The sequence below is a fragment of the Litorimonas haliclonae genome (genome assembly GCF_965138505.1).
GTDB classification, from domain to species: Bacteria; Pseudomonadota; Alphaproteobacteria; order Caulobacterales; family Maricaulaceae; genus Litorimonas; species Litorimonas haliclonae.
Window position 1 is genome coordinate 624087 of the sequence record NZ_CBCSCO010000002.1, and the last position, 22446, is coordinate 646532.

A 22446-nucleotide genomic window follows, 5' to 3' on the forward strand; every position below is an offset into this window, starting at 1 on the left:
ATGCGCTCGTAAAATGGCCTCTGCAAGGACTGCACCAAAATCTCACTGAAATTTGTAGGGCTGGATTATGAGGTGGGGTTCACCTACAGTTCCGGCAATTAAAGGAATGATTGTGAAACTTTTTCTGGGACTAATATTCGGCGTCTTCGGCCTTTTTATCGCTGCCTGTGCGGTGGGGTTCTATATGCCTGCGACGCTGGAAGTCGAGCGATCTACGGTAGTAAGCGCCTATGAAGAGGATATTTTTCCTTACTTGAATGATTTGAAACAATATCAATCTTGGGCAGCTTTGGATGCAAAGCTGGACGGGACTCAAATTTTGACAGCTGGAGCAGAATCCGGATTGGGGCAAAACCAAGCCTGGCAAGACGGCCCGAAAGGCTATGAAGTGGGCAGCCGCGAAATAATGCAAGAAAGCGCGCCTGAATTTGTCCAGCTTAGAGTGACAGTTAACGGCAAAGAAACAACGACGACTCACGCCGTTTTCAGGAACCCGGATGATAGCGTGACCGTGCTTTCAAAAAGGGAAATTCCCCAACCCGGCTTTCCTTACATTCATAGGCTAAGGGGCAGGTTTATGAAGCCGCAAATCGGTAAAAGTCTGGAAACAGCTCTCAGCCGCCTAAAGTCCCAAGTCGAAGCCAATCAATAAAGTCCAGGGGTCACTCTGGGTCCGGTTCAGGTTCAGGCAAGGTTTCCGGCTGCATCCAGTCCGGCAAATCCGGCTTATCGTCAGGTTGCTTGAGAAGGTCTCGCAACCGCCCCTTATCTTCCTCAATAATAATGGGCTTATTTAGGAACTCGCGATCAAAACTGACTTCGGGAGCGTCCGTGAATATGGTGGAGGACGGCCCGCCCGCATTCACAGAATTATCGCCAATGGGTAGACCTAAAGAACGCCGCGAGGCCGGGGCCTGCTGCCGTTGGCCGCTGTCAGTTCCTGTTCCCGCTCTGCCGTTAAAGCTTTCCCATCCCGCTGCGTCTCGCCCTTGGAATTTTTTCAAGTATTCGGGGCAGTTTTCGTGGGTGCGGTTGGCTTCGCGGCAGCGAATGTCCAGATTGAGACCGTCATATCCTGCCCCCGGACTCCGGCTCGGAGTTAGTGTCCAGCCATTTGCACCGCGCGTGTTTTCGCGCCGCGTACCGCCGCCTGGGACGCCTTCGTTCCCGCCGCCAGTTTGAGGCCCGGAAACAGTTGGCCCTCCGGCGCCCGGCGTCGAAGGGGGAAGACCGACAGGCCGCCTCAATAAATCACCCAATGGATCTGATTGTGATTGCGGAACGGCTCTATCAGCTTCGCTCTGGGTCGTCGGGGCATCAGGCGAGGCAAGGACAGACGGGGCGGTGGATATTACATCCGGACTGGACGGCGCAGCTTCGCTTACATCGGGGGGATCGATACTATCCGGTGTAGGGGGCGTTTCCGCCGGCTCGGTCAAAGGTTCGGTTTCAATAGAGGGAAGCTCCTCCGCCGGAGGAAGGTCTTCCAAAGGCTCCTCGACAACTGCGCCGGGGGCGGCTGGTTCCTCTACGGGCTCCGGGGTTTGGAACGGCTCAGCCTCTAATTCGGGCTCGGGTTCAATCATGGGCTCCGGTTCTATTATAGGCTCGGGCTCCGGTTCCGGCTCAATAACAGGCTCAGGCTCAACGATGGGCTCCGGCTCTGGTTCAATAACAGGGTCAGGCTCAATGATCGGATCAGGGAGAGTTTCCTGCTCTATGACGGGCGGTTCAGGCACTGGCTCAGGTTCAGGCTCAGGCTCAGGCTCAGGGGTCGGTTCCGGCTCAGGAATCGGCAAAGGTTCAGGCTCGGTTTCTGGTTCCGGCTCAGTAACCGGTTCAGAAATGATGTCCGGCGGAGGCGGTGTGATTCGAGGTTCTGGTTCAACTTCAGGCTCGGGCTCCGGAATGGGCTCTGGAACAGGTTCTGGCTCTGGCTCTGGCTCTGGAGGGGGCGGTGTGATCACGGGTTCCGGCTCGGGCTCCGGGTCTGGCGGCGGAGGCGTGGGCTGTGGTGTAGGCTTCGTGCGCGGCGCGACGGCCGGGGCCGGGATAGCGGGTTGTATAACTTCAGGTTCCGGAACAGGGGCAGGCTCCGGTTGCGGCGTCGGATCAAAAGCAACGATCTGTACAGGTAGAACCTCTGGCTCTTCCGGTTTCAAATCGGGCATAATAAAATGGGGCGACAACATGAAAAACATCGCCAAATGGACGGCGATCACTCCCGCTATGATAGAGGTAATGCGCGAAGCATCATCATCGATGAAGTCACTTATCGCATTGTCGTCGTGATAAGGCGAAAAATTTCCGCCCCATCGCCGCGCGTCATATGTGATGGAGTGATTCACCCGCGCTAAAATCCTCGATTCTACCTCCGATGACGGAGTCCCTTGAGCCTTAGCCATAAGGTGAAGCTGGGCGCGCGCCAAGGGGCAGAGGGCAGTGGAAGCCGGGGAAGGGATTAAATCTTGTTTAGAACCTATATCCAACGCCCGGATTTCTGGACCCATGATTTCAAGTCTGAGTAAATTACAGCAAAAACTAAATTCTCTCAGACTTTTGGTGCGGAACCCGTAGCTTCACCCCGATATTAGGACTAGAGATGTTGAGAACCCAATAAAGGTCTGGTTATCGTGTCCGAAAAATCACTCTCTCAATCTATCCTCTCAGTCGCGCCATCTGCCACTATGGCGATGACGCAATTGGCGCGGGATTTAAGGGCTCAAGGTCGGGACATTATTGGATTGTCTTCAGGGGAGTCTGATTTCGATACGCCAGCTCATATTGGCGACGCGGCGGCCAAAGCGATTGCAGACGGAAAGACACGTTATACGGCGGTGGACGGTATCCCTGAGTTAAAAGAGGCTATTGTCGAAAAATTCCAACGCGAAAACGGGCTGCCTTATTCAACGGCAGAAATAAATGTGTCCCCTGGAGGCAAACCCGTTATTTTCAATGCCCTGGCCGTTACCCTAAATCCCAGTGATGAAGTCATAATCCCGGCGCCCTGTTGGGTATCCTATCCCGGTATGGTTAGCTTGCTCGGCGCCAAACCCGTTATAGTGCCATGCGGTGTAGACTCTGGATTTCGGTTGACGGCGGAGGCCTTAGAGGCGGCAATCACGCCTAAAACTAAATGGCTCATGTTAAATTCCCCATCAAACCCCACCGGGTCAGCTTATAGCCGTGAGGACTTGGCCGCTTTGGCAGTTGTCTTGCGGCGTCATCCGGACATTCTGGTTCTGTGTGACGATATTTATGAGCATCTTGTTTACGATGGCTTTCAATTTACGACACTGGCCTCGGTCGCTCCGGATTTGAAAGGCCGCGTGCTTACCATGAACGGGGTGTCGAAAGCTTATGCCATGACGGGCTGGCGCATTGGATATGCTGGCGGGCCTGACTGGCTCATTAAAGCCATGGCGAAGTATATGGGACAGACGACGTCAAATCCGGCGTCAATCTCTCAATGGGCGGCGCTGGAAGCTCTAAGCGGATCGCAGGACTTTATTGCTAAGGCCCGCAAGGCGTATGCCGCCCGCCGCAAAGATGTGGTGAAGGCGATAAACTCGATTGATGGACTAAGCTGCCGCGAGCCGGAAGGGGCCTTTTATGCATTTTTCGACTGTCGGGAAGTTTTGGGCGGGCGGCTTGCTTCGGATACGGATTTTACAACTGCTTTATTGGAAGATAGCGGAGTTGCGCTTGTGCCGGGATCGGCCTTTCACGCGCCCGGGTTCGTTCGGTTGTCCTATGCGGCAGACCCAAAGTTGCTCAAAGAGGCCTGCGCGCGCTTAAACACGTTTTGTAAGAGCCTCTAATACGCGAGATACAGCCTTAAACCGCGATGGCTTTCGTCGCTCCACCCGCGGCGTAATATTCGAGTTTTTCAAGCAATTCTGATTGTTTGACGGGTTTCGTCAAATAATCATCCATCCCGGCATCCAGACAATCCTGGCGGTCATTTTTCAACGCATGGCCTGTCAGAGCAATGATCGGGGTGTGAGGCAGACCATTCGCTTTTTCGAACTTATTAATTTGCTGCGCCGCTTCATATCCGTCCATGACAGGCATAGAAACATCCATCAAAATAACCGGAAAATTACCGTTTTCTTCGATGTAACGGTCTACGCCTTCTTTTCCGTTATTGGTGAAAATGGGTTCAAAAGGCGAATCCGATAACATTAGACGCACGACATCTTGGTTTAAAGGGAAGTCCTCGGCAACAAGGATGCGGGTTTTCGCATTGCTGGGTTCATTCTCATTCGAAGCCCGATTGTCATCTGAAGTATCTTTTGAAACGACTTTCGGCGTTTCCGGGAATTTAGTTTTCAAGTCTTTCGAGGCAGGGTTACTGTTTGAGATCGAGGGTGTTGGCAAAGACTTTTTAGGGGCAGTGTTAGAAGAAATTGGAGCGATAGGCGCGGCGGCGTCGTTATTTTCAACCAGCCGCTTGGATTCGGCAAGACTTACCGCCTCAACAACGGCTTCGTGTAATCGTCTTTCCCGGACGGGTTTAACGAGATAATTCGTAATACCGATTCCACGTAAGGCCGTGGTTGAGACGGATTGATCACACGAAGAAAGCATTACAATCGGCGGGGCGGTTACAGTTTGGTTGTTATGAACCATTTCAGCCCATTCTTGTCCGTTCAGTCCTGGCATGAGGTAATCTAACAAGATGAAGTCGTAAGGCTCATTCATCGCTTGAGCTTTTTTCAGGGTGTTTAATCCCTCTACGCCGTCCGCGACGCTGTCGCTTGTGACGCCCCAACTTTCGAGCTGTTCTTTTAGGACCTGTCTGTTGACGGCAATGTCATCGACGATAAGCGCCTTTTTATTCTCTAGAGAAGAAATATCAAATTTAACGGCCTCGGCTTCGGGGTCGAGCGGTAGAGGGATTTGAATTGAAAATTGTGACCCGTGCCCGATTTCAGATGTAACAGAAACACGTCCATCCATCATTTCGACGATACTTTTTGAAATTGCGAGACCCAAACCGGTTCCGCCATAAACCCTTGTCGTTGAACCATCGGCTTGCGTAAATTTATCAAAAATATGATTGAGTTTGTCAGCCGGAATACCAATACCTGTGTCCGAAACGTCCATCCGGATGCAGCTCAACCCGTCCCGAGGTTCCGAGACGGCTACCGTGACGGTGATATGCCCCTCTTCTGTGAACTTGATGGCATTTCCGATAAGATTGGTCATGACCTGACGAATTCGTCCGCCGTCACCAATAAAACTTGACGGCATTACCGACGGATAGTTTATAATGAGCTCGAGGCCTTTTTCCTGTGCTTTCGCGACGAGGAGGGAGGTCACATCATTGACAGCGGATTTCAGATCGAAAGGAATGGGGTCAAGTTCCAACGCTCCGGCTTCGATTTTAGAGAAATCAAGGATGTCGTTAATAATCGTCAATAAGGCCGATGCGCTATTGTTAATGACGTCGACAAATTCTTTTTGCCGTGTGTCAATTTTGGTGTTTCCGAGCAATTCCGCCATGCCCAATATGCCGTTCATCGGCGTCCGGATTTCATGGCTCATATTAGCGAGGAACTCAGATTTAGCCTTACTGGCCGCAATCGCATTGTCTTTGGCGGTCTTTAGGTCTTCTTCCTGTCTATGTTCATGATGAATGTCCCGAACGAAAGACCATATAGACATTGGCCGCCCTGAAGGGTCTCTGACGAGTTTTGCCGTAGAATGGCTCCACCGAATGCGCCCATCATGAGTAATTGATCTGATTTTTGCTATCGCTTGGCTTTTGCCCTGCGATAGGCTCTGGACCATCTCTTTCAGATGTTTTCTGTCTTCCGGAACCATGATAGCCGCTATGCCATGCGCATCAATTTTTTTGACACCTTCTGGACCGAAGTAACGCCGAAGTGACTCGCTTAAGTGATAAGTTTTTGTTTTCAGGTCGTATTTCCAATACCCGGCTTTGCCGAGCATGAGGGACTCTTCAAACATGGCATCCATTTCCACCAATTCAGAAATGTCCTCAGCCATTGATAGAGTGAAGCCATTCGAAAGCTTTTTCCGAACAAAACTTTGTGTGCTGCCATCGCCTAGTCTTAGCAGCTTTCGCTTCATACGTGTTTTGGATTGGTTGGACTCTATTTGAGCTTCTGGTGAAAGATTGTCTTTATTTAGAATTTCCTTGGTCAACATGCCGTTTGCGAACATTGCGTCATGGCATGCCGAGAGGGGATCCCCTACTTTCAAATCATCGAGGCTAATTTTTAATTGCTCGTAAGATTTAGTAGAAATGAATTGATAATTCAGGTCCTCATCAAGAACAGAAACACTGATATCCAAATGATCGCAGAGATAATCTAAAATGAGATCGCGGTGTTCGGGGGCAATTTGATGGCTCATGTCCCGACGTGTTAAAGTATCACCCGTATTATCGACCATGTCTTACCCTAATTCTATGTCAATAGACCTAACCCCGCGCGCTTTGTGACGGTTTAAAGTTAAGAAAAGGCGAAAAAAAACCGGGTTTGAGTAAAAACTCAAAACCCGGTGAAGTCTTCGCAATACAAATCGGGGAGAACTGTATGCGGTAAAAACAGGGCCACAAAAGGGGAGGACGTTGCCGTGTTTCTCGAGTGTATATAAAGATTTATTCCACCGAGAGAACACACAACGCCGCAAAGGACCTATGTCTTAACGCATAGCTAACATCTATTCTCGGCAAAAAATGACTGATCTTACGATGATTAGGGGTAAAATGCTCTATGCTTTGACGGGTCTGGGGGGAGAGGCGATCCAACTTCGGGTGACGCGTTGCAAAAATTCACGGAACACCTTGGCCCTGACAGATCCGCGCAACTGAGTCGGGTAGACAAAATAAAGATCAATAGGCTCGCCGGAAACACTTGGCAGAACTTTGACCAATCGGCGGGATAGCACGGTCATATAATCCGGGATCCCGGCCAATCCTATACCGGCTTCGGCCGCCCGCATAATGCCGTGTAAATTGTTGACGCTTAGCGTGGGTTTACGCGGCACAGACGCCCCGGCAGTCAAGACCCAGTTGGAGCTGTTGAGATTCTTTGGAATAAGATCGCCAAAGGCAATGATTTTATGATTATCCAAATCTTGCGCGGACGCCGGCGCCCCGTGAGCGGCCAAATAGGCGTGGCTGGCATAAATACTCTGCGTGATTTGACCAAGTTTCCGTTCGATCACATCACCTTGGGTCGTTGGCCACGGGCGTAATGCGCAATCAACGTCAAAGACCGACAAGTCGTGCTCACTGTCCTCTAATATTAGTTGGACTTCGATTTCAGGATAAGTAGCCATAAATTCAGGCAATACAGACGTTAGCCAATTAGAGCCTAGAGAAATGGGAGTCGAAACACGTAATAAACCTTGCGGTTTTTCCCGGCTGTCGCGCAAAGAGGACTGTGCCAGCGCTACTTTGGAGGCCATGTCTCTGGAGGCTTTGAACAGGATATGGCCTTGTTCGGTCAGGGTAAGCCCGCGCGCGTGGCGGTGGAAAAGTGAAATATCGAGATCCTGCTCGAGCGCCGTGATCTGACGGGAGACGGCTGACTGAGATATCTTTAAGGCATCCGCTGCGGCGGTCAGGGACCCATTTTCAGCCGCAGCGTGAAAGGTTTTAAGCTTATCCCAGTCGAGGGAATCTGGCACTTATTCCGCTGCCTCCTGAACAGGTTCAGCTTCGTGATGTTCAGCCAGGAAGCGCTCTGCCTCCAGAGCGCCCATACAGCCGAGGCCCGCCGCTGTAACGGCTTGGCGGTAAGTCTCGTCCGAGACGTCACCTGTCGCAAAGACGCCTGGAATATTTGTTGCGGTGCTGTCTGGAGCTGTCGTGATATACCCGCCGCTATTCATGGCGACATGGCCTTCAAAAATTGTGGTAGAAGGTTTGTGACCAATCGCGATGAATACACCGTGTGTATCGCGGGTAAACTCTTCATCCGTCTTTACATCCCGAAGGCGAACCCCCGTCACCCCAAGAGGGTCTTCGTCACCCAGAATTTCTTCTAGGGTCGTGTCCCAGAGAATTTCGACTTTTTCGTTATTGAAAAGACGCTCTTGTAAAATTTTCTCGGCACGTAAGCTGTCGCGCCGATGGACGAGTGTAACTTTGGAAGCAAAATTCGTCAGAAACAGAGCTTCCTCAACAGCGGTATTCCCGCCGCCCACCACAACAACCTCCTTGCCGCGATAGAAAAACCCGTCACAAGTTGCGCAAGCGGAAACACCGAAGCCTTGAAATTTATCTTCTGAGGGCAAACCCAGCCATTTTGCCTGGGCGCCCGTCGCGATAATAACAGAATCCGCAGTGTACACAGTTCCGCCGTCGCCATTGAGAACAAATGGACGCTTGGAAAAATCTACCGTGGTGATTGTGTCTTCGTAAAAGGCTGTCCCAAATTTAAGGGCGTGTTCCTTGAACTTGTCCATCAATTCGGGGCCCATAATTTCTGGAAATCCGGGGTAGTTTTCAACGTCGGTCGTGATGGTCAGCTGTCCGCCGGGTTGCAAGCCGGCGACCATGCCCGGTTCCAGCATAGCGCGGGCCGCATAAACAGCGGCTGTATAGCCCGCCGGTCCTGAGCCGATTATCATGACTTTATGGTGAACGGTGTCGCTCATAAGAATGCCTCTAGTAAATATCCAGACATAAGTAAGGGGGGATGGTCGGATTCGCAAGCGGAGCCCGTTATTTACGGGGGATAATCACCGTCAGTTTCCGAAAAGAAACTAAACCGACAAGGGAACAGCTAGTTTAATCTGGCGTCGCGGCGATCAAAGTGCGCCCACAGCCTTTCAGCGATCCGGTCTGTTTCCTGTAACGGCGAATACTCAAAAGCCTTAGACATCTGCGAGAGGACGCCGCTGTTATAGGGCTTGAGGTTGCAGGCTTGTGCCAAGGCGTCGTGCAAAGTCTGAAACTTTCCGGGCGCGCCTGTCAGAGGCAAAGTGAATACGGGCTTCCCTGTGCTGGCCGCCTCTGTCAGCATATTGGTGCTTTCTTCGGTGATCAGAAAGATATCTGCGCCGCCTAGAAACGCAAAATAAGGGTTGTCGCCTTCGCCCGTGTAGAGCCAAATACGGTCACTGCCCTTGGCCAGTTTCTCATAATCTTGCATGGCCCACTCCGGCGTTCGGCGCGAGGTCGTAATAAGCAGTGTATAACCTTGGCCTGAAATCTCCTTCGCGGCGTTCAGGTGGTTGTGATGATCTGCCTCACTAAATTTGTAGCGCTTACTTGGTCCCCCAATCAGGATAGCCGCCCGAGGCATGGGGAGGCGGTTTAGCTCTGTTTCGAACGCCAATGTTTCCTTGACAATCCTGTCCCGCGTGACGCGGTTGGGCGACCCGATCATCGTCTCCACATTTCGGCCTGACAAATTATCGTGCTCTGGAGAAACAATAAGGTCAAACCTAGCCGGGTCAATTTTCGGGTCCTGTATGTAAACGGTGAAGCAAGAGGGTAGGGTGCGTTTAATCGCCAGTAAGGGGGCAATCGCCTGGCGTCCACAGCCAACGGCGATGTCCGGGGATTCGCGCGGGAGGCCGTAATCAGGAGGGCGATTTTTAAGCGCGAATTGCATCAAAGGCGTCGCCGCTTTGAAAGCGCGGCCCGGCGCTAAAACATGTTGCGTAAAATTGAGAGGACGGAGCCGGGCGGCGGCTTCGGTGAGCCCTAAAGCCTGATTTTCAATCCCTCGGCGCCCATCACTTATGACCCAGCCATTTAACGCCTCCTCCTTGTCAGAGAAGGCTGTTTTGGCTGGGGAACTCATAATTTAAGAGGAAGCCAAAGTCGAAACGCCATAGTTTAGATGAAGGAGACTTCCAGGATTTCATATCCCTTTGATCCGCCGGGCGCGATAACTTCGAATACGTCGCCAACGACTTTGGAAATCATGGCGCGAGCAATTGGGGAGGTGACAGAGACTTTGCCTTCTTTAATGCTGGCTTCGTCTTCTCCGACGATTTGGTATGTGCTCTCTTCGTCTGTGTCTTCATTGACGATTTTTACAGTCGCGCCAAAACGAACCGTGTCACCGGACATGGTCGTCGGATCAATGACCTGCGCGAGAGACAATTTGGATTCAAGCTCTTGAATCCGGCCTTCAATGAAGCCCTGCTTTTCTTTGGCCGCATGATATTCTGCATTTTCGGAAAGGTCACCATGTTCGCGCGCGACCGAAATCGCCTGAATCACTTCCGGGCGCTCAACAGTTTTCAAATGTTTCAGCTCGGTCTCAAGAGCGTCATGGCCGTTTACGGTCATAGGATATTTTTGCATAATATTTTGTCCAGTTCGCAAAAAAATGTAGCAAAGACCCATAAGGTCTTGCGGCGTTGGGTCAAGACTAAACTGTGAAAGCCAATCTGGCCCCAAACCGCATGAAGCCTAATAGATGGTATCCTTTTTTTCTTTGTCAAGAAACTCCAAGGAAAGTCTTACTCTGGGCGGCAGAGAGGCACGTAAAATTTGAGCGCGTGGCTCAACACCAAATGTTTCAACGTACCTATTTCAATGAAAAAGAATGGCGACAGGGGTGCCACCCTGTCGCCGATGCCCAAACCCCATTCGAAAGGAGACGAAATTTAGTTTAAGCTGTCCTAATTTGGAGGGAGTAAGGAGGAGAGTCAATTGTCTTCTCCTGCGTACTGCCGATAGATAAAAAGCGCTCGCGCCTTGTTCTTGCCGCTGTTTTTACCCATATTGACGGTCTATGACAGATGTTTCCCCCAATCTCGAAATTACAATTTTTCCGTGCTTGTCAGATAATTACGGCATTTTACTTCTTGACAAATCGACGGGTCAGACGACCTCAATCGATAGTCCTGACGGTGAGGTCATTGCCGCGCAATGCGAGAAGCGGGGCTGGACCCTGACAGAGATATGGAACACTCATCATCATTGGGACCACACCGGAGGAAATCTCTTCCTGAAAGAAGAATACGACCTGACGATTACGGGTCCGGACATGATAGAGGGACGAATTCCAGGACTGGATAAAGGCGTCGGAGACGGCGATGAATTCGACTTTGCAGGCCATAAAGTCTATGTCTGGCACACGCCCGGACACACCAAGGATCATATTGTCTTTTACGTGCCTGATGCAAATGCCGTCTTTGTTGGCGACACATTATTTATCATGGGGTGTGGCCGTCTATTCGAAGGCACGCCCGCCCAAATGCGCTCAAGTCTGCAAAAGCTGGCAGAGCTTCCGCCCGAAACTAAAGTTTATTGCGCGCATGAATATACCCTGTCCAACGCCGCTTTTGCCCTAACGGTAGAGCCGGAAAACGAGGCTTTATTGGAGGCGATTAAATCTGCCACATTAAAGCGTGAAAAAGGAGAGCCGACAGTTCCCGGCACAATTGAGCGGGAACTTGCGACAAATCCGTTTATGCGGGCAGAGAGTGATGAGGCGCTGGGAAATATCCGCTCGGCCAAAGACAATTTCCAATAAATACAAGCCTTGAACATGAACAAGATGTGAACGTGACTTTCAGCCTGTGCCTATCTCCTATATGGTATGCATAGATATGGATAGAAAAACACACCTTCGGGCCGGATTTTTCGCTTCGGCGCTTTTGTTTACAACGTCGCTTGCCTCCTCGGGCTTTGCTGAAGAATATCAATCTCTTCCCGACCTAAGCCCTGACGAAATTGCGCTCGATGTAAAACGTGAATTCAATAACAGAACCGGGCAAACAGAATTTATTGCTCCGACTTATGACCCATTCGAGGAAGACCGCGCCATGGCGGGGTCTGTCAGCCTTAGATCCGTCTCTACGCCCGTCACGGCAATAGATGGAGAGGTTTTTACGAACGGCGTTATTCTAGATTTGGGGTTTTATTATAATTCACACAGTGATGATCCTTTTGATGTGCGTGGATTTACGGATGCTGCTTACCTCTCGGGGTCACTTGCGCCAGCCGTGCTACGCGACAATCGTGTTCTTGAATGCTCCCGCAACGTTCAAGACGTCATCTACGACCACAGCTATTATTACGCTCCGACATTTAGCTTAAATCTGTTTAGACCTAGCCGCTATTATGGCGGCTATCACCGCTATGGCCGTTTTGACCGACCCTATTGGCGCAGCCGGGGGCGCGGTTATGGAGGGCATTACGGCGGATGGAGCCGGGGCCGCTATGATGGCTATCGGGGCAGAGGCGGCAATTCTCGCCGAGATGATAGAGGTAGAGACAGAGATCGAGATCGTGACCAGGGTCGGGATGGCAGTAGAGATAGGGACAGAGATCGCGGCCATAGACACGATAACAATTCGAGAATAGCCGGACAAATAATACAGTCTGATCGCTCTGGTCGTAGCCGGGTGACTGTCGGGCAGGACCCCTTACGGGCAGAAAACCGGCGTGATAGATCAGACCGAGGCGACTCAGCCAATGACCGGAGCCGCGGCAATCGCGGCAATAGTTCACGGCAAAGAGACGCAGACCGGTCTGACGGAGGGGATAGAAATAGAGATCGCGGCAATCGGGGTCAGACTTCACGCGAAAACACCGTTATTCGCGCTGTGCCTAATCTTTCGCAAAGACGAGAGAAAGAGCCTCAAAGTCGAACACGTGCCATCCGCTCAGATAGAGGCCAAGTAAAAAATCCAAGCTCCCGGCGCGAAACCAGGTCTACACCTCGCCGACAAACACGGCCCGCGCCGACGCCCGCGGTTCGTTCAGTTCCGACGCGCAGCGCGCCTACATCTCGTTCAAGGCCCACCCGTTCAGCGCCGCCCAGCCGCGCAAGACCGCCTAAGCGTTCAGCGCCCAAAAGAGTTACGCCGCAAACGATAAAGGGTGGACATTCAGGCAATAGCAAAGCCGTCTTGAAATTCTTCCAATTAGGAGACAGCTATTCCCGCGACGTTGTGAGGAATGTGGATGTCGATTGCGCACGGGAGGAAAAATTGAGTGTCTTCATTCCCGCAAATCGACTGGAGGCGGCCCGCTATGATGGTTTGACCATTTTAGCATTGGATGTGGAAGGCCGGGAATATCCAATTTTCGTGCCGCCAAATTATATTGAAGGTTTCAAGCAAGCTATTGGCGGGCGATATAATACGGGGTCAACTGTGACCGTCTCAAATCCGAAACCGGTGTATCGGTCAACTGAACCGATACGGAGCCCGCGGCCTCTGAGAGATTTAGAGCCACAAAACTGCCCTGCTGGGACTGAGGCGCAGCCGGATGGAACCTGCATGATCGACGAGACTAACCGTTATCCGCGATAAGCGTTTCAAATCGGGACATTGTCTTACATCTTTTGAGACAGATTCCGGGTGACAGGGCCGACATGATCGGAAAATGTCATTAAAAATTCGCTTTTTAAACTGGCACACCTATTGCAAAAGTAACTCTGAATATTGAAGATATGTTCTTCAAGGTTCCTACGGAACAACTTGACGCTCCCACGCAAGTTTTTCGATGCTAGTCATGATCTTCGCCCGGTTATCTTTGGATAGCCGGGTTTTTCTTTGACTAATGTGCTTTGCTTTCTAACACCTGCTTGACCCCATAGACCCTGTCTTTATTGTTCCTCGAGATCACTAAATAAACAGGCAAATAAAACAGCCTGAATAGCGGGAATTGTCATGGGATTTATCTCTACCATTAAAAGGGAAGTCGATTATCTGAGCGGATTGCTTCGTATGTTGCGGTCTGTGAAAGAGGTTGATGCTGAGAGTAATCATCTGATTGCCGATGAGCTAGAAAGGCGGGTCGATCAATTTGGGCCGAATACAGCCTTTATCGAAGATGATCGAGAATGGACGTATGACGAGTTCGAAGACTACGCCAATAAGGTAGCGGGATGGGCAAAGGCGCAAGGATTAAAGGCAAATGATACGGTCGCAGTTTTTGTTCGTAACCGTTTGGAATATGTTGCCCTTTGGTTTGGGCTGTCAAAGATTGGGGTCGTTCCGGCGCTTTTAAATTTCCAGCTCTCCGGTGCGGCATTGGCGCATTGCGTCAATATTTCTGACGCCAAACATATGATTTTAGATCACGAAATGGCTGATCAATGGGCCGCCGCCGAAGACGATGTTACAGTTGATATTACAGTTTGGGCCGCGTTCGGTGAAGTGACGGACTACCGCACTTTTGACGAGGCTTTGACTGATATTGTTCCAAACCGTCCGCCGAAATCCGGTCGCAAAGGCCTCAAAGCCGGAGGGCAGGCCATAAAAATGTTCACTTCTGGCACAACGGGAATGCCGAAAGCGGCGAAAGTCACACATGTTCGGGCGCAGAATTACCTTCGCGGTATTGGGACAGGCGCAAAGTCCGGCCCCAAAGACCGTATGATGATGGTTCTGCCGCTTTATCACGCGACAGGCGGCTTGGTCGGTATTGGCTGTGCTCTGACACATGGCGGAGCCGTTATTGTTCAAGCCCGATTCTCGGCGACGAAGTTCTGGGACGAAGCCGTTCGGCACGGAGCGACGCAATTTACGTATGTCGGAGAACTCTGCCGGTTTTTATTATCTACTCCGGCTCATCCGTTGGAACGGCAACATAAAATTCGTTGGGCGATAGGTAACGGCCTGCGTAAAGATGTCTGGGAAGGGTTTACTCAACGCTTTAATATTCCGCACATTATCGAATTTTATGGGGCGACCGAAGGCAATGTTAGCCTGATAAATGTCGACGGCCCGCCCGGCGCTGTCGGACGCGTCCCGGACTATCTGAAATTCAAATTCAACATTGATATTATCCGTTTTGACGTGGACACCGAAGAAAATCCCCGAGGCGCGGACGGATTCTGCATTCGGGCTGATGTCGATGAAATCGGAGAAGTGATTGGCGAAATAAGAACTGATGATGCCCGCTTCCGCTTTGACGGCTATCAGAATGAAAGCGCGACTAAGAAAAAGATTTTGCGCAATGTCTTTAAAAAAGATGATGCGTGGTTCAGAACCGGCGATTTGATGAAGCGAGATAAGCTCGGCTATTACTACTTCATGGACCGTGTCGGCGATACTTATCGCTGGAAGGCGGAAAATGTGGCTACTGGAGAGGTGGCTTCTATCTTGTCTAAATATGAAGGCGTCACCCAAGCCAATGTCTATGGCGTTGAGGTGCCGGGCTATGACGGCCGCGCCGGCATGGCGGCTATTGTTTCGGAGAAAGAACCCGATTTGAAAAAGCTCATGGAGCTTTTAAAGACGGAGCTTCCGGCTTTTGCACAGCCTGTTTTTCTGCGTTTATCAAAAGAATCCGATACAACGAGTACTTTTAAATTCAAGAAAACCAATCTTGTGAAAGCGGGGTATGACCCGGCCAACATTTCTGAACCTCTTTTTTACGCGGATTCAAAAAGTGGTCAGTTTAAAAAGCTGGACAAGGCGGCATTCAAGAAAATTAATTCCGGGGATATCCGGCTGTAAGTCATGAAAAATCCTGATGATATTCTCTCTTTTTGGTTTGAGGAGACGCCAAAAAAACACTGGTTTCAGGCGACCTCTGCCTTTGATGCGGAAATTCGCCAGCGTTTTGAAATGACGGGAACTCAACTGGCCGCCTCTCTGTCTGCTCAAAAGACTCATGAATGGGAAGCGAAAGTGGAAAGCTCTCTTGCTCTCATTATCGCTCTCGATCAGTTCCCTCGTAATATGTATCGCGACACGCCGGGGGCGTTTGCCTGGGACGGCCATGCCTTGGGCGCAGCGGAACGCATGACGGAAAAAGGGTGGGATTTGAAAATAGATCAGAGCCGCCGCGCCTTTGTCTATATGCCGTTCATGCATTCCGAGGATATGGCGGCCCAGAATAAATGTGTCTCTCTTTGCGACTCTCGTCTGGAGGATGACAATACCCTGCATCACGCGAAAGAGCATCGTAAGCTCATCGAGCGGTTTGGTCGTTTTCCGCACCGCAACTCTATTTTGAAACGCGAAAGCACAGCCGAGGAAAAACAGTTTTTGGCTAAGGGCGGATATTCACCGTGATGACGGGCGAAAACGTACAGAGTTGCAATGCCTTACAAAATCACAATCTATGCGAAACGCCGCTAGGCCTCTTGTCTCCTCTTCGGTATAGCTAACCTATGTTCAGTCCCAAAGAATTTGCTGATAATTTTCGCGAAAGGTTCGAACGCCTCAAATTCGATCCTGACAAGATATATTCCATTCACAATAATATCCGCCGGCTGACCAATCAATTCGACCATCCCGGGCCGAAGATGCAGGATATTCTGGATTTTAATGTGCCGGGGGAGAGCTGCGATGTACCCGTCCGGCTTTATATTCCGTTCGGCGCAGAGGATGTGGCGGGGCCGACCCTGATTTATTTACATGGCGGCGGGTTTGTTACCTGTTCTATAGAGAGCCATGAAGCGATCGCCCTGCGAATTGCCAATGGGGCGAATATGCGCGTGCTATCGGTGGATTACCGTCTCGCGCCGGAATATCCTTACCCGGCAGGTCCGATAGATTGCGAAACCGTGTTGAAATGGGCTTTGTCCGGAAGCGGTAAAGATGCATATGGGATTGACCCCGCGGCACTTTCTATTGGCGGGGATAGCGCTGGCGGCAATATGAGCGCCTATCTGGCACAGAAGTATCGTAATGATCTTCACGCCCAGATCCTGCTTTATCCGCTGATGCAGCTCACAGATTTCAAGCCGCCCAAACCCGGCCCGCAGGACTGGCTGCAATTTGGCTTTATGGCTCTTAAATTTATAAATGAACATTATGTGGCGGGAGCAAACGCGAATGAAACTCGCTTGTCGCCGTTATTTGAGAAGAACCTTCGCGGCCTTCCGCCGGCATATGTGCTGACTTGCGGACTCGATCCGCTGCGCGATGAAGGCAAGCTTTATGCTGACAACATGTCGTGCCATGGCGTCAAGGTGAAATATCACCATGAGAAGGCCATGCCGCATGGATTTTTGAACTTTTCGCGCGTGTTCCCAAAGGGACGCACAATTCCTCTGGATGTAGCAGAATTTATCCGTACTTACGCTTTTAATACTCCTGTTAAATCTATCACCGAAATGGCGGGAGAAGCCGTATAGCTTACCGTCCTGCCACTGCGATTTATGAGCTGGGTGAGAGGTTTTACGACCCTGTTAAACCCGCTGATTTTCCAAAGACAGTCCTGCGATATGCAGATAGGCCCTTAGCGGAAGGCCTTGGTTTGCCTCAAAAAGAAGAGGACTGGATTGCCCATTTTGGACGGTTTGAGCCTCTACCGGATAATCTGAGCGAGCCTTTGGCCATGCGCTACCATGGCCATCAATTCCGGCATTATAATTCTGACCTGGGAGACGGGCGCGGCTTTCTCTATGCGCAGCTTTATGACGCGCAGGGGAAGCTTTTGGATCTTGGTACAAAGGGCTCCGGACAAACGCCTTATTCCCGGCGCGGGGATGGGCGGCTCACCCTTTTGGGCGGCGTCCGAGAAGTGCTCGCCACACGCTATCTGGAGCATTTAGGGGTTAATACCTCTCGCAGTCTCAGCCTGATTGAGACGGGCGAAGAGCTCATACGCGGGGATGAGCCGTCCCCAACTCGTTCGGCAGTTTTGGTGCGCTGCAATCACAGTCACATTCGGTTTGGCACATTTCAACGCCATGCCTTTTTTACAGACCGGGAGGCGATTGAAAACCTCATTCAATATTGCCTCAAACATTTTTATCCGGACGCGCAAGACGGCGCGGAATTATTGGAACAGGTTTGTTTGAAAAGTGCGGACATGGTCGCCGGGTGGATGGCGGCCGGCTTTGTTCATGGCGTGATGAATACGGATAATATGAATATTACCGGAGAGAGTTTTGATTATGGCCCCTACCGTTTTCTCCCGACTTTGAAATCCGGCATGACGGCGGCCTATTTCGACCATAATGGACTTTACGCTTTCGCCCGGCAACCTGAGTCCATGTATTGGAATCTTGCGCAATTGGCGCAAAGCCTGTCTCTGGTGACAGAGGATCAAAGTCTTTTAAAGTCTCTCGAAAGCTTTGCGCCGGCTTATCAAACAGCCCTTCGGGATCATGTGTTTCGCCGCTTAGCGCTGAGGCCCAAAGGTTTGGAGGCGGATACAGAGTTCGTCCTTTCCACATTTCGCCTACTGGAGGAGAGCCAAGTGAGCTGGCCGCATTTCTGGCATGACTGGCAGGGAGGCGCTTCTGACAAAGAGATTTACGGCGCAGCTTTTAACGATTGGCGAGAAGACTATAGCCGTTATGAAACTGTGTTAGAGCCGCCGAAAGAAGAGGGCCCAGCGACGCTGATTTACGAAGAAATCGGAGAATTATGGGAACCAATTGCGACCCGTGACGATTGGAGTTTATTAGAGGGCAAGCTGAACGGCTTTAAGCGGACATCATTGTAATGGAACGAATGAGCACACCCCGATAGAGCCGTTTGGCCGTAATTTAATCAATCAGGAGAGACATTATGACGACTATGAAATATTTTTATACGACGACGGCGCTCATTGCGGCGACTGCCCTTATTGGGTGTGCCGATGGCGATCAAACGGCTGAACAGGTGAAGGAGTCAGCAACGGCGGCAGCGCAAGAAACCAAAACGGCTGTTGCCTCGGCTACCGAGTCTGCCAAAAGCGCAACGGAAAAAGTTGTTGCTGATATGAAAGGTAAAATGGATGATCCCGGCGCCGATTTGTCCGACCTTCCTTCAGGGACCTATACTGAGGATCAAGGCCATGCTTATATTGCCTTTAGCTATTCCCATCAGGGTTATTCCGAGCCAATCCTGAGGTGGGGCGAAACAGATGCCACGATTGTTTTCGATAATGAAAATCCGGAAGCGTCGACTTTGAATGTAACTATTCCCGTGGAGTCTATTGATAGCGGCGTCGAAAAGTTTGACGAGCATTTGTTGAGCGCGGATTTCTTTGAAGCTGAAACTTATCCGACGATTACGTTCACCAGTACCGACGTTGAACAGGCGTTGTTGGGGTCCGGGTCTGTCACAGGAGATTTGACCATTAAAGAAGTTACGAAACCCGTGACATTCAAAGGAAAAGTGACCAAGGTTGGTAAGAATTTCCAATCGGGAGTTGATATGTTTGGTATCTCAGCGACGGGACACATTAAACGATCTGATTTCGGGGTGGATGCTTATACGCCAAATGTTGGTGATGACGTCGAAATTACAATCGAGATGGAATTTGCGAAAGAAGGCACAGCTGAAACAGAAGCGGATCCAGAGCAATAAAAACTATGGCGGCCCAAACCCGTTATTCTAATGTCGCAATTGTCCTTCACTGGACGATTGCGTTTTTAATTATAGGCTTGATAATTTTTGGGTTGCTCATGACCAATCCTGATATGCCTAATCGGTTTGCCCTTTATCAGCTCCATAAAAGTTTCGGGATTTTGGTGCTTCTTCTGTCGATTTTTCGTCTTGTCTGGCGACTCTTCCATAAGACTCCGTCATTGCCGAATGATATGGAAAAGTGGGAGGTGTTTGCTGCGAAGTTTACGCATCTTGCCTTTTACGGAATTATGATCGGAATGCCTTTATTAGGATGGGCGATGGTCAGTGCGTCGCCGTTACCTATCCCGACAGAGCTTTTCTGGACTGTACCTTGGCCGGACCTGCCTTTTATTCCTGAAGGCGAACAACTTGAAGAAACGTTCAAATTTCTGCACAGCAATATCGGCAAGCTGACCATTGGACTTATTGTGCTTCACTTTGGAGCGGCGATGAAACATCATTTTGTCAATAAAGATAATGTGTTTGTACGAATGATGCCTTGGACGCGCGTAAGGGACTAGCTTGTTCGGGCGCTCTAAAACCCTCACTCGCTTTGCTCATTCGGCGCTCCACTACAATTGATGCCCCGCATCAATTGTGGACGTTGCGCGCGTCCCCGACTGGATTCGAACCAGTGGCCTCAGGATTAGGAATCCTGCGCTCTATCCGACTGAGCTACGGGGACTGCGGAGAAGCTCATATCAATATCCTATAGCCTCGCCAATGGCGGAGTCGACTCTGGCGCAAATATGCGCTTTATTTCGGGGGTGTTGGCGCAAGATCCAGATATCCTATCTCGTAGAGCTGTCCTTTTGGGGGGTAGTTCATTATTACTGACAGGCCGCGCACCTGCCCAGACGGCGTTAGAGCTAGAAGACTTCGGGAAACTCGCTCGCGTTATTGACGGAGATAGTTTTGTTCTCGGCTCTGGTCTCAAAGTGCGTTTAGCCAATATTTTCGCCCCAGAAATAGGACAAGAGTATGCCAAGGCGGCGAGCTCTGCTCTCGCAACGCTCATGGAAGGGCGAAATATCGGCTTGTCTTATACGGGCCCGAAACGAGACCGTTATGACCGGGCTCTGGCGCAAGTCTATACCCTGCAGCCCGACGGCTCTCCCGATCAATGGGTGCAGTCAGAAATGGTGCGGTTGGGCTATGGTCGGGTGAGGTCCTATGCTGATACGGCTTGGGAAATCGAGACTTTATTAGAGATTGAAAGCACGGCGCGCCGGGCCGGGCGGGGACTCTGGCAAAGCGATGATTTTAAGGTCAGAGCGCCCGCGCCTAATGCCTTGGCCCAACATGTCGACAGTTTTCAAATAATAGAGGGTCTGATTATTTCGGCGGCGCAAGTCCGGGGCATGACCTTTCTGAACTTTGGCTCTGACTATAAAACGGATTTCACGGTCTCAATTTCCCGGCGGGATCGACGAAAATTTGAAAAGGCCGGAATTGATCTCGGCGATATGGAAGGGCGCCGCGTCCGCGTTAGGGGGTGGGTGGAGCTATACAATGGCCCGGTGATCTGGCTGGACCACCCGCAGGCCATAGAGTTTATTCAAAGTGATGTGAGCTGATTCCATAGGGTAAAAAAGGGGGCCAAAGCCCCCTAAACCTAATTTTTAAAACGATATCCATCCGGTAAGGTCACATCCCGGTTGTTCATAAGAACACTACGTTCAGGTCGCTCTTGAGGGGGTATGAGCGCAAATTCCGAGTTATATTGGACTTTAGAGTTAACCTGCTGCGATATTTTCGCGCCTGATGTTGTGGGGCAACTACCATTCTCCCTATAAAATAGGGCTGTCTCTAACAGAGCTTCATTGGTGTCCCCGAGCTCGTTTTCAATATCATCTCCAATCGTGCAACCTTTAACACGCTCACCAAAATTGAAATTGTTATCTTCCGGCACAAACCCGTCAGAATAATCCCCAAAACCTTTATCGTTAATACCGCGGAATTGGATGGTATAATAAGTTTCGCCGCAATTTCCGGTCGGCAGGAAGCCATAAGGCTTGCCGCAGGTTATGTCGCCAATCAGGATGATTTCTACATCAATGCCGCGAAGGCCATTTATGACGGCTTCGCTCGCCGAACATGTATTGCCTGTTGATAGGATAAATATACGAGGCAGGTTTACCGTGCTGAGCTTTTGACCTTCCGGAACGGAGAATCCGACCCCTTCATCAATGAAAGGAATAGGTTCGACCTGTTCGTTGCTATCATTAGTGGGGTTCGTCCCCATGGCGTCTTCATTATATTGTAGAAGCTCAAAGGTCTTTCCGTCCGTTCTGGCGTCGCCGGCCACCATATAGCTGAGCTGCGCCGCAACGGCGAGAAGCCCGCCGCCATTATACCGCATGTCCAGAACCAGGTCATCAATGCCTTGTGCGCTCAAATTGGCAAAGGCATCCGCCAGAGATTTTTCGGACGCAAACGGGCTGAATGTATTGAACAACATATAGCCAACTTTGTCGCCATTCGGCATATTCAGAACTTTTGTTCGGTTCACGGGTTTGGGAGCGATATCCTCTGATGTAAGCGTAATGGTTCGCGAGGAAGTTGACCCTACATCTTGAACAACAAAGGTGTGGGTTTCCCCAGCTGTGCTTGGGAAAAGGCCGTTGTTGAGGGCATCGACGTCATTACTGTTAACCGCGCTGACGCCGTCAACTTCCAGAATTTTAGTCCCGCGCGGAAAATTAACCTGACCGTTTACAACGTCGGAGGCCGGAGAATCGCTTTCTGTATATAAGACACGGAAGTCGCGAGGCGGGGTATTTTGCCCGTTTACCGCAATAAAGCGTGCGCCATATCCTGAACTCGGTTCGTTGTTCCGTTGCTCTAAAAATTCTGAGGTGGGTTGGCTAAAGTGAAAATCATCTTTGAACTCCCCGGATGCCGTTCGCTCGAATGTTTTTAGCTCAGGGAAGTAAGCAACGGGTGAATTGAAATCACCGGGATCTTGGTCCTCAATTTCCCGGTTCCAGAGATAGGTTTCATGCGACCAAGATCTAAGCCAGAAGTTTTCTTCCAATGTTGAGCCTGATTGATCAGGAAAAGGATTTCCTTCGGAATCCGTTCCCGTTCGGACAACCTCGCATTGATTTTTGAAAGTGCTCGAATCCTCAAACGTTCCCGCCATATAGGTCGGCCCTGTACTTTCGGGCGGCGGGGGAGGAGGGGGTGGAG

General features: G+C 50.7%; 18 protein-coding genes and 1 tRNA gene. 11 read left to right on the top strand and 8 right to left on the bottom strand.

Annotated features, from left to right (window positions below; all coding sequences use genetic code 11):
• The first annotated feature begins 67 nt into the window (after positions 1-67).
• Entirely contained in the window at positions 68-652 is a 585-nt protein-coding gene (locus tag ACNA05_RS07180; RefSeq protein WP_415810744.1) for an SRPBCC family protein, read from the top strand.
• A 10-nt stretch (positions 653-662) separates the two neighbouring features.
• On the opposite strand, the gene ACNA05_RS07185 is transcribed toward ACNA05_RS07180, so the two are convergent.
• Positions 663-2348 carry a hypothetical protein gene (locus ACNA05_RS07185; RefSeq protein WP_415810745.1) on the bottom strand — a complete coding sequence of 562 codons (1686 nt, stop codon included), beginning with the start codon at positions 2346-2348 and terminating at the stop codon, positions 663-665.
• A gap of 339 nt (positions 2349-2687) precedes the next feature.
• On the opposite strand from ACNA05_RS07185, the gene ACNA05_RS07190 reads away from it, so the two are divergent.
• The gene (locus tag ACNA05_RS07190) at positions 2688-3821 is read left to right on the top strand and encodes a pyridoxal phosphate-dependent aminotransferase (RefSeq protein ID WP_415810774.1); all 1134 of its coding nucleotides are present in this window, start codon (positions 2688-2690) and stop codon (positions 3819-3821) included.
• Positions 3822-3837: 16 nt separating this feature from the next.
• Here the strand turns inward: ACNA05_RS07190 and ACNA05_RS07195 are convergent, their stop codons facing one another.
• The 5 genes from ACNA05_RS07195 to greA form a co-directional block, all read right to left on the bottom strand.
• The gene (locus ACNA05_RS07195; protein ID WP_415810746.1) at positions 3838-6423 is read right to left on the bottom strand and encodes a response regulator; all 2586 of its coding nucleotides are present in this window, start codon (positions 6421-6423) and stop codon (positions 3838-3840) included.
• A 321-nt stretch (positions 6424-6744) separates the two neighbouring features.
• On the bottom strand, positions 6745-7665 hold the full coding sequence (locus ACNA05_RS07200; protein WP_415810747.1) for a LysR family transcriptional regulator: 921 nt from the start codon (positions 7663-7665) through the stop codon (positions 6745-6747).
• Complete coding sequence (gene trxB, locus ACNA05_RS07205; protein WP_415810748.1) at positions 7666-8637, bottom strand: thioredoxin-disulfide reductase; 972 nt, start codon at positions 8635-8637, stop codon at positions 7666-7668.
• Positions 8638-8765: 128 nt separating this feature from the next.
• Entirely contained in the window at positions 8766-9791 is a 1026-nt protein-coding gene (locus tag ACNA05_RS07210; RefSeq protein ID WP_415810749.1) for a mitochondrial fission ELM1 family protein, read from the bottom strand.
• 35 nt (positions 9792-9826) lie between these two features.
• Complete coding sequence (greA, locus tag ACNA05_RS07215) at positions 9827-10300, bottom strand: transcription elongation factor GreA (RefSeq protein WP_415810750.1); 474 nt, start codon at positions 10298-10300, stop codon at positions 9827-9829.
• A 433-nt stretch (positions 10301-10733) separates the two neighbouring features.
• Between greA and gloB the strand changes: the two genes are divergently transcribed.
• From gloB to ACNA05_RS07255, 8 genes are all read left to right on the top strand, one after another.
• Entirely contained in the window at positions 10734-11477 is a 744-nt protein-coding gene (gene gloB / locus ACNA05_RS07220) for a hydroxyacylglutathione hydrolase (protein WP_415810751.1), read from the top strand.
• A 76-nt stretch (positions 11478-11553) separates the two neighbouring features.
• Positions 11554-13263: a hypothetical protein gene (locus ACNA05_RS07225; RefSeq protein WP_415810752.1), complete on the top strand. Its 1710-nt coding sequence runs from the start codon at positions 11554-11556 to the stop codon at positions 13261-13263.
• Between the two features lie 360 nt (positions 13264-13623).
• Entirely contained in the window at positions 13624-15417 is a 1794-nt protein-coding gene (locus tag ACNA05_RS07230) for a long-chain-acyl-CoA synthetase (RefSeq protein ID WP_415810753.1), read from the top strand.
• 3 nt (positions 15418-15420) lie between these two features.
• Positions 15421-15978 (top strand): DUF924 family protein, encoded by a 558-nt coding sequence (locus tag ACNA05_RS07235; RefSeq protein WP_415810754.1) that lies wholly within the window; start codon positions 15421-15423, stop codon positions 15976-15978.
• A 98-nt stretch (positions 15979-16076) separates the two neighbouring features.
• Positions 16077-17045 carry an alpha/beta hydrolase gene (locus ACNA05_RS07240; RefSeq protein WP_415810755.1) on the top strand — a complete coding sequence of 323 codons (969 nt, stop codon included), beginning with the start codon at positions 16077-16079 and terminating at the stop codon, positions 17043-17045.
• Positions 17046-17065: 20 nt separating this feature from the next.
• A complete protein-coding gene (locus tag ACNA05_RS07245) occupies positions 17066-18364 on the top strand; it encodes a protein adenylyltransferase SelO family protein (RefSeq protein ID WP_415810775.1) in 1299 nt (432 codons plus the stop codon).
• A 65-nt stretch (positions 18365-18429) separates the two neighbouring features.
• Positions 18430-19212, top strand: a complete 783-nt coding sequence (locus tag ACNA05_RS07250; protein ID WP_415810756.1) for a YceI family protein — start codon at positions 18430-18432, stop codon at positions 19210-19212.
• A 5-nt stretch (positions 19213-19217) separates the two neighbouring features.
• Positions 19218-19775, top strand: a complete 558-nt coding sequence (locus ACNA05_RS07255) for a cytochrome b (RefSeq protein ID WP_415810757.1) — start codon at positions 19218-19220, stop codon at positions 19773-19775.
• Positions 19776-19865: 90 nt separating this feature from the next.
• Here ACNA05_RS07255 and ACNA05_RS07260 read toward each other — a convergent pair.
• Positions 19866-19939: transfer RNA gene (locus ACNA05_RS07260), tRNA-Arg, on the bottom strand.
• Positions 19940-20003: 64 nt separating this feature from the next.
• Here ACNA05_RS07260 and ACNA05_RS07265 point away from each other — a divergent pair.
• Positions 20004-20831 carry a thermonuclease family protein gene (locus ACNA05_RS07265; RefSeq protein ID WP_415810758.1) on the top strand — a complete coding sequence of 276 codons (828 nt, stop codon included), beginning with the start codon at positions 20004-20006 and terminating at the stop codon, positions 20829-20831.
• A gap of 38 nt (positions 20832-20869) precedes the next feature.
• Here ACNA05_RS07265 and ACNA05_RS07270 read toward each other — a convergent pair.
• Positions 20870-22446: S41 family peptidase (locus ACNA05_RS07270; protein ID WP_415810759.1), on the bottom strand; the 1577-nt coding region annotated here is incomplete at its 5' end.